General features: G+C 42.3%; 5 protein-coding genes, 1 tRNA gene and 1 pseudogene. 3 read left to right on the plus strand and 4 right to left on the minus strand.

What is annotated here, in order from left to right; translation table 11 throughout:
• A pseudogene (locus ACT8YW_RS20910) lies at positions 1 to 158 on the minus strand (CDP-alcohol phosphatidyltransferase family protein); the annotation flags it as partial.
• Positions 159 to 308: 150 nt separating this feature from the next.
• Between ACT8YW_RS20910 and ACT8YW_RS20915 the strand changes: the two are divergent.
• Positions 309 to 2,159: a YfbK domain-containing protein gene (locus ACT8YW_RS20915; protein WP_444107028.1), complete on the plus strand. Its 1,851-nt coding sequence runs from the start codon at positions 309 to 311 to the stop codon at positions 2,157 to 2,159.
• Between the two features lie 259 nt (positions 2,160 to 2,418).
• On the opposite strand, the gene ACT8YW_RS20920 is transcribed toward ACT8YW_RS20915, so the two are convergent.
• The 3 genes from ACT8YW_RS20920 to ACT8YW_RS20930 form a co-directional block, all read right to left on the minus strand.
• Positions 2,419 to 2,491: transfer RNA gene (locus ACT8YW_RS20920), tRNA-Trp, on the minus strand.
• Positions 2,492 to 2,556: 65 nt separating this feature from the next.
• The gene (locus tag ACT8YW_RS20925) at positions 2,557 to 2,910 is read right to left on the minus strand and encodes an arsenate reductase family protein (RefSeq protein ID WP_004308288.1); all 354 of its coding nucleotides are present in this window, start codon (positions 2,908 to 2,910) and stop codon (positions 2,557 to 2,559) included.
• 48 nt (positions 2,911 to 2,958) lie between these two features.
• Positions 2,959 to 3,537, minus strand: a complete 579-nt coding sequence (locus ACT8YW_RS20930) for a uracil-DNA glycosylase family protein (protein ID WP_444107029.1) — start codon at positions 3,535 to 3,537, stop codon at positions 2,959 to 2,961.
• A gap of 108 nt (positions 3,538 to 3,645) precedes the next feature.
• On the opposite strand from ACT8YW_RS20930, the gene ACT8YW_RS20935 reads away from it, so the two are divergent.
• Together ACT8YW_RS20935 and ACT8YW_RS20940 are read left to right on the plus strand one after the other, a co-directional pair.
• The gene (locus tag ACT8YW_RS20935) at positions 3,646 to 6,774 is read left to right on the plus strand and encodes a SusC/RagA family TonB-linked outer membrane protein (RefSeq protein ID WP_444107030.1); all 3,129 of its coding nucleotides are present in this window, start codon (positions 3,646 to 3,648) and stop codon (positions 6,772 to 6,774) included.
• A 15-nt stretch (positions 6,775 to 6,789) separates the two neighbouring features.
• Positions 6,790 to 7,543: SusD/RagB family nutrient-binding outer membrane lipoprotein (locus ACT8YW_RS20940; RefSeq protein ID WP_444107031.1), on the plus strand; the 754-nt coding region annotated here is incomplete at its 3' end.

The raw sequence follows: 7,543 nt of genomic DNA on the forward strand, positions 1-7,543 counted from the left end.
CTCATCATGGAAATTTGATTGGGAGTGACACCCCAACGAGTTAGTTTGCGGGCAATAATAGTAGCCCAGGCCGTGTTTCGTGAGGCTATTTCCCGCCTTCCGTCGACTTCGTTTTTCATATTTATAATATGTTTATGATCGGCAAATATACACATCATCTTAAGAGTTGCAAAGGAATGAGTGAGAATTTTGAAATGACTCTTTTTTCTGCCGGATAAAAAAAAGTTCAGGCAATTTATGGAATCTGTGTGAAATGTGCATCTCTATAATAAAAGCGAACTAATAGTAACATTTTAAAATAAGAAGTTATGAAAACAAATCAATTCAGAGCGATGATGCTCGTACTGCTAATGGCGGTTATTTCTTTAGGTAGGATGAATGCGCAAGTTATTACTGTGTCGGGTACGGTGACGGATGCAAAGGATGGAAGTCCGCTTGTAGGTTGTTCGGTACAGATCAAGGGTACTTCGAAGGGTGCAATAACGAATATGAAGGGCCAGTACACCATTCAGGCCAAGAAGGGGGAGACGTTGTTGTTCCAGTATATCGGGTATAAGCAAGAGAGAAGGGTGGTGAAATCGGCTACGCTGGATGTGAAGATGAAAGCTGATGATGTGGTATTGGAAGAATGTGTAGTGGTAGGATACGGGCATGAGCTAAAGGCTACTAAATCGGTGTCTGCTGCTTATATGGCGGTATGTCCGACACCGGGAATCATGTATGATGCTGTAAATGCGGAAGAATACGGGCAGATTCAGGAGAATGGATTTAAGAGTGTGTCGGATGCTCCGCTTTCTACTTTCTCTATTGATGTAGATGCTGCTTCTTATAGTAATATGCGTCGTTTTATCAATAAAGGTGAATTGCCTCCTGTAGATGCTATCCGTACGGAAGAATTAGTGAACTACTTTTCCTATGATTATCCGAAACCGACAGGAAGTGATCCTGTGAAAATCACGATGGAAGCCGGAGCATGTCCCTGGAATGCGGATCACCGTCTTGTGCGTATCGGCTTGAAAGCTGGAGAAATTCCGACGGATAATTTGCCTGCATCTAACTTGGTGTTTCTGATTGACGTCTCCGGCTCTATGTGGGGAGCCAACCGGTTGGATTTGGTGAAATCATCTCTCAAATTGTTGGTAAACAACTTACGGGATAAAGATAAAGTAGCTATCGTGACTTATGCAGGCAGTGCCGGTGTGAAACTGGAGGCCACTCCGGGTAGTGACAAACAGAAGATTCGTGAAGCGATAGATGAATTGACGGCAGGTGGTTCTACGGCAGGTGGTGCGGGTATCCTGTTGGCGTATAAAATAGCCAAGAAGAATTTTATCTCTAATGGTAACAACCGTATCATACTTTGCTCCGACGGTGATTTTAATGTGGGTGTTTCTTCCACCGAAGGATTGGAACAATTGATTGAAAAAGAACGTAAGAGTGGAGTGTTCCTTACCGTATTAGGTTATGGCATGGGTAATTATAAAGATAAAAAGATTCAGGTGTTGGCAGAAAAGGGAAACGGTAATCATGCTTATATAGATAACTTGCAGGAAGCCAACCGTGTTTTAGTAGGCGAATTCGGTGCTACATTGCATACGGTGGCGAAAGACGTCAAACTGCAAGTGGAATTTAATCCTTCCCAAGTGCAGGCGTATCGTTTGATTGGTTACGAAAGCCGTCTGTTGAAAGACGAAGACTTTAATAATGATGCTAAAGATGCCGGAGATATGGGTGCGGGACATACGGTAACTGCTTTTTACGAAGTGATTCCTACAGGTGCAAAGAATGAATATGTGGGTAAAATAGACGATCTGAAATATCAGAAGAAAGAGAAAGTGACGGTGAAACCGACAGGCTCTAATGATCTCCTGACTGTGAAACTGCGTTATAAAGCTCCGGATAAAGATGTCAGCAAGAAAATGGAACTTCCTTTCGTTGATAATAAAGGCAATAATGTTTCTTCCGATTTCCGCTTTGCTTCTGCAGTGGCTATGTTCGGACAGTTGCTTCGGGACTCTGATTTCAAAGGAAATGCCAGTTACGATAAAGTGATTAATCTGGCCAAACAGGGACTGAATAATGATGATAAAGGATATAGAAGAGAATTCATCCGTTTGGTTGAGGCTGCCAAAGGATTGGAAAGAACGAATAAGAACTAGGAAATCGGGCGGGAGTCATTGTGAGTGTACGCTATATGACTATGCGTAAGATTCGCAGATATGAATGAACGTAGAATTCCAGATGGATAATCGTAGAAAATGATAGTGACGGTATATGTTCGGGATAGTGACACTATCGCTGTTGTATACCGTCACTATCTTTGTCGGATAGCGTCACTATCATTTATTTCGTCCGAATTTCGTCCGACCTGAAACGAAAAATAGCCGTAAACTTATCGTTTACAGCTACTTAACTCTGCACGGGAGGAGAGGCTCGAACTCCCGACACCCGGTTTTGGAGACCGGTGCTCTACCAACTGAGCTACTCCCGTGTTTGCGGCTGCAAAGGTAGTAGAAACTTCTGAATCTCCAAACATTCGGGTAAATAAGTTTTGAATTATTTTAATTTTTCCCACTCATCGGGCTTAAAACCGACCAGAACGAAGCTGTCTGTCACTACCAATGGGCGTTTCACCAATTTACCGTTGGTTGCCAATAGTGCTATCTGTTCTTCTTCACTCATTGCAGGTAGCTTCTCGCTTAGTTTCAGCTCTTTATATACTAATCCGCTAGTGTTGAAGAATTTCTTCACTGGCAGACCGCTGCGTGGAATCCATGCCTTTAATTCTTCCACCGTAGGATTTTCTTCTACGATTAAGCGGTTGGTAAACTCAATGTTATTTTCTGTTAACCATTTCTTGGCTTTTTGGCATGTGCTGCATGCCGGGTACTGCAAAAATAATGTTGCCATATTCATTTATAATTTAATACTTGATATTTTATACTTGATACTTGAACTTCACTTCAATATCTGTAAATCCTGAAACATAATCCGGTAAGCGGCCGCTTTCTTGTCCAATGCTAATGGATACGCCCTTGATGATGAGGGCATCCGGTAAAGCCGCATGGCACGTCCTTCGAAAACAAATTCGGAGTAATCACCTACTTTGGGCTCTTCTATGTCGAATTGCTGTCGAAGAGTGTCCGTGGCTTTTTGGCCTGTGGTGACGATTGCTTTGCATTCGGGAAGTTGCCGCAGTAATGCTGCAACATCGGTAGCTTCCACTACTTCAAGAAACTTGTCCGATGCATTATCCTGCAACCGGCGAATGGATGAAGCGGTATCAAATAGGGCAATCCCCTTTTCGTTCAAAAAGTCTATGATTTGCTCGCGACAGAACGATTTTAGTGTCGAATTTAGAAAGTGATTCTTATCATTAAAGAATAAAATTCCATATATACGCCACATGTCGTTGTTTAGGTTCGGGTAGTAAAACTTCATAGACCAACGTTTTTTCTGTGGCGGAAAACTTCCCAGCATCAGAAGCTTTGATTTCGCTGGGAGAAACGGTTCTAACGGATGTGTTTCGATTTCCATAATTCCTTTCATTTTAATTTCGTACAAAAATAGTGATAATGTTTATTTCCCTCAAAATCAATGAGAAAAAATGCTAGATTTAAAATAATTAGTTATTTTTGCGGCGTGATGAACAAACAATATTTTATTATATCATTGAGAAAAGAAGTTTTTGTGAGTTGCTTCTTAATGGGCCTATTTTTCCTGGAGGGAGGAAATTGTTATGCTTCGGAGCAACAAGTGTTAAGAGGGACGATAGAAGTTCCTTCTGATAATAATACCGTGAGAGGGCGTGTTATTGATATCTATGGTGAACCACTGATCGGTGCTACAATACGCGAAAAGGGGGGAACCAATGGTACTGTGACCGATATTGATGGAAAATTCTTTTTGTCTGTACCGGATAGTGCTGTCTTACAAGTTTCTTTTGTAGGTTACAAGACTGTAGAAGTCAATGTGACAGGTCGGAATGTGCTTGAAATACGTCTTCAGGAAGATGCGGTGATGCTTGAACATGTCATCGTAACAGCCTTGGGACTTGAAAAGGATGAAGCTACATTGGCCTATTCTGTGCAAAAAATCAAGGGAGAAGAACTGAATCGTGTCAAAGAAGTAAATATGATTGCTGCCCTGGCAGGAAAAGCTGCCGGTGTGCAAATCAACAAAAACTCTTCCGGTATGGGCGGTTCCGCAAAAGTCAGTCTCCGGGGAATCCGTTCTGTATCCGGTGATAATCAACCGCTTTATGTAATAGATGGAGTGCCGATGTCGAACACCTCTTCCGAACAGGCTTATTCGGCTATTGGTGGTACGGCGAATGCGGGGAATCGTGATGGAGGAGACGGAATCTCTAACCTGAATCCGGAAGATGTGGAAAGCATCAGTATCCTGAAAGGTGCTCCTGCTGCGGCTTTATATGGTAGCATGGCTGCTAACGGAGTGATTCTTATTACGACTAAAAAAGGAAACTCTGCCGGGCAAAGGAATATAAATTTCTCTACGGGACTCACTTTCGAGAAAGCATTCAGTATGCCTAAAATGCAGAATCGTTATGGTGTCAGTGATGTGGTAGACAGTTGGGGCGAGAAAGAGAATCTGATGGCTTATGATAATCTGAATGACTTCTTCCGTACCGGATTGACATCAATGACTTCCGTATCTATCAGTTATGGAAATGAAAACCTGCAAACTTATTTCTCCTATGCCAATACTACCGGAAAGGGGATAATCGACAAGAATAAACTGAAAAAGCATAATATAAACTTGCGTGAGACGGCTACTATGTTCGACAAACGTCTGAAACTGGACGGTAGTGTGAATGTCATGAAACAAACCGTCGAGAATAAGCCGGTATCGGGAGGTTTCTATATGAATCCGTTGGTAGGGCTCTACCGTTTCCCTCGTGGAGAGGATTTGTCTTATTATAAAGATCATTTTGAAACCTATGACGAAGAACGGAAACTGGGTGTGCAGAACTGGCATACGTTTACCGAAGACTTCGAACAGAATCCGTATTGGATAACGAACCGCATACAAAGTAAAGAAACACGTACGCGCGTTATTCTTTCTCTTTCAGCAAACTTTAAGGTAAATGACTGGCTGACGATTCAAGCCCGTGGAAACATGGATTACTGGGCGGACAAGTTACGCCAGAAATTCTATGCGTCTACCGCCACCGCCCTGTGTGGAGCGAACGGACGATATATTGAGATGGATTATCAGGAAACGCAGATGTATGGTGATGTCATGGCGATGGTGAAGAAAACCTGGGGCGATTTTACGTTGGATGCGGCGATTGGTGGTAGTATAAATGATAGAGTCGTCAATTCTACCCGATATGATTCGAAAAATGCATCTCTGAAGTTTGCTAATGTGTTTAATATAGCCAATATCGTTATGAACAGCTCTGCCAGTATTGACCAGCGAATAGATCAACGCCGTCAGTTGCAATCTATATTCGGTACGGCACAGATCGGTTATAAGGAAAAACTATTTCTTGATTTGACGGCCCGTAATGACTGGGCGTCAACCTTGTCATATACCAAACATGAAAAATCCGGATTCGCTTATCCTTCTGTAGGGCTTTCCATGCTGCTTGATAAATGGGTGAAGTTACCCGAGTGGGTTTCTTTCGCTAAATTGCGTGGCGCTTATAGTAAAGTAGGGAATGATATTCCTCCATTTATCACTAATTCCTTTTCGCATATCAATGCCGGTGGCGAGATACAGGCGAATGATGCCGCACCTTTTAAGGATATGGAGCCGGAAATGACTCATGCCATCGAATTTGGAACTGAATGGCGATTCTTTCAACACCGTTTAGGGGTTAATCTGACTTATTATCGTACCAATACTTATAATCAATTCTTCAAACTTCCCGCACTTGCAGGCGATAAGTATGCTTACCGATATGTAAATGCCGGGAATATCCAGAACCGAGGATGGGAATTGACACTGAATGGAACTCCCGTATTAACTCCTGATTTCAACTGGAAAACTTCTGTAAACTTCTCTACCAATAAGAATAAGATAGTGAAGTTGCACGAAGATCTGAAAGAAATGATTTACGGGCCTACCAGTTTTTCTTCCAGCTATGCCATGAAGCTTATTAAAGGCGGTTCTATCGGTGATATTTATGGTAAGGCTTTTGTGCGTGATGATGCAGGCAATATCGTCTACGAAACAGAGGGTGATAATAAAGGACTTCCATTGGTGGAGGGCGATGGGAATACGGTGAAAGTAGGCAATGCCAACCCTGTCTTTATGATGGGATGGGACCATACATTCTCTTACAAAGGCTTCACCATTTATTTTCTGCTTGATTGGCGTTACGGAGGCGAAGTTCTTTCGCAGACGCAGGCGGAAATGGATCTTTATGGAGTATCTGAAATAACGGCCGATGCGCGTGACAGGGGATATGTAATGCTCGACGGTCAGCGTATAGACAATGTGAAAGGATTCTATAAAATAGTAGGCGGGCGTGCCGGGGTGACGGAATATTATATGTATGATGCTACGAATTTACGGTTGCGTGAAGTATCATTGAGCTATAATTTCTCCAAGAAGTGGATACAGAAAACGAAGGTACTGAAAGATGTTCAGCTTTCGTTTGTAGCTCGCAATCTATGTTTCTTGTATAAGAAAGCTCCTTTTGATCCGGATCTGGTACTTTCTACCGGAAATGATAATCAAGGAATTGAAGTGTTCGGAATGCCTACGACCCGTAGTCTGGGCTTTACTCTGAAATGTGAATTTTAAAGGCAAGAGAGAGAAATGAAGAGAAAATTTGTATATCTATATTTGTTGGGGTTATTGCTGTTTTCTGTAGCTTGTACCGGTAACTTCCGTGATTACAATACCGATTTGTCCGGTATCACGGATGATGACTTGATTATTGATGACAATGGCTATGGAATCCGTTTGGGAATTATTCAGCAAGGTATTTATTTTAATTACGACTACGGAAAAGGAAAGAACTGGCCTTTCCAGCTGATACAGAATCTGAACGCGGACATGTTCAGTGGGTATATGCATGACGGCAAACCTCTGAACGGGGGCTCGCATAATTCCGATTATAATATGCAGGACGGCTGGAATAGCGCCATGTGGACACACATGTATTCTTATATTTTCCCACAGATATATCAGTCGGAGAATGCTACCCGAAATACACATCCTGCTCTGTTCGGGATAACGAAAATATTAAAGGTGGAAGCGATGCATCGTGTGACGGATTATTATGGTCCTATCATTTATAAGAATTTTGCTAATGCCGAAAAACATTACCGTCCGGATAAACAAGAGGATGTCTATTATGAGTTTTTCAATGAACTCGATTCTGCTGTAGTTGCTCTCACCAACTATATAGATGAGAAACCGGAATCCAATGGATTTGCACGTTTTGATATTTTGTTGGATGGGAAATACGCTTCCTGGGTGAAGTTTGCCAATTCGTTGCGTTTGCGGTTGGCAATGCGTATTGCCTCTGTTGCTCCCGATAAGGCTTGTGCTGAAATACAGAAAATAA

The organism is Bacteroides sp. (assembly GCF_052357945.1).
In the GTDB taxonomy this organism is placed as follows: Bacteria; Bacteroidota; Bacteroidia; order Bacteroidales; family Bacteroidaceae; genus Bacteroides.

Coding starts and splice junctions, on each gene's coding strand:
- ACT8YW_RS20925 (WP_004308288.1), bottom strand. CDS start 2,910: ATGGCAACATTATTTTTGCAGTACCCGGCATGCAGCACATGCCAAAAA.
- ACT8YW_RS20930 (WP_444107029.1), bottom strand. CDS start 3,537: ATGGAAATCGAAACACATCCGTTAGAACCGTTTCTCCCAGCGAAATCA.
- ACT8YW_RS20915 (WP_444107028.1), top strand. CDS start 309: ATGAAAACAAATCAATTCAGAGCGATGATGCTCGTACTGCTAATGGCG.
- ACT8YW_RS20935 (WP_444107030.1), top strand. CDS start 3,646: ATGAACAAACAATATTTTATTATATCATTGAGAAAAGAAGTTTTTGTG.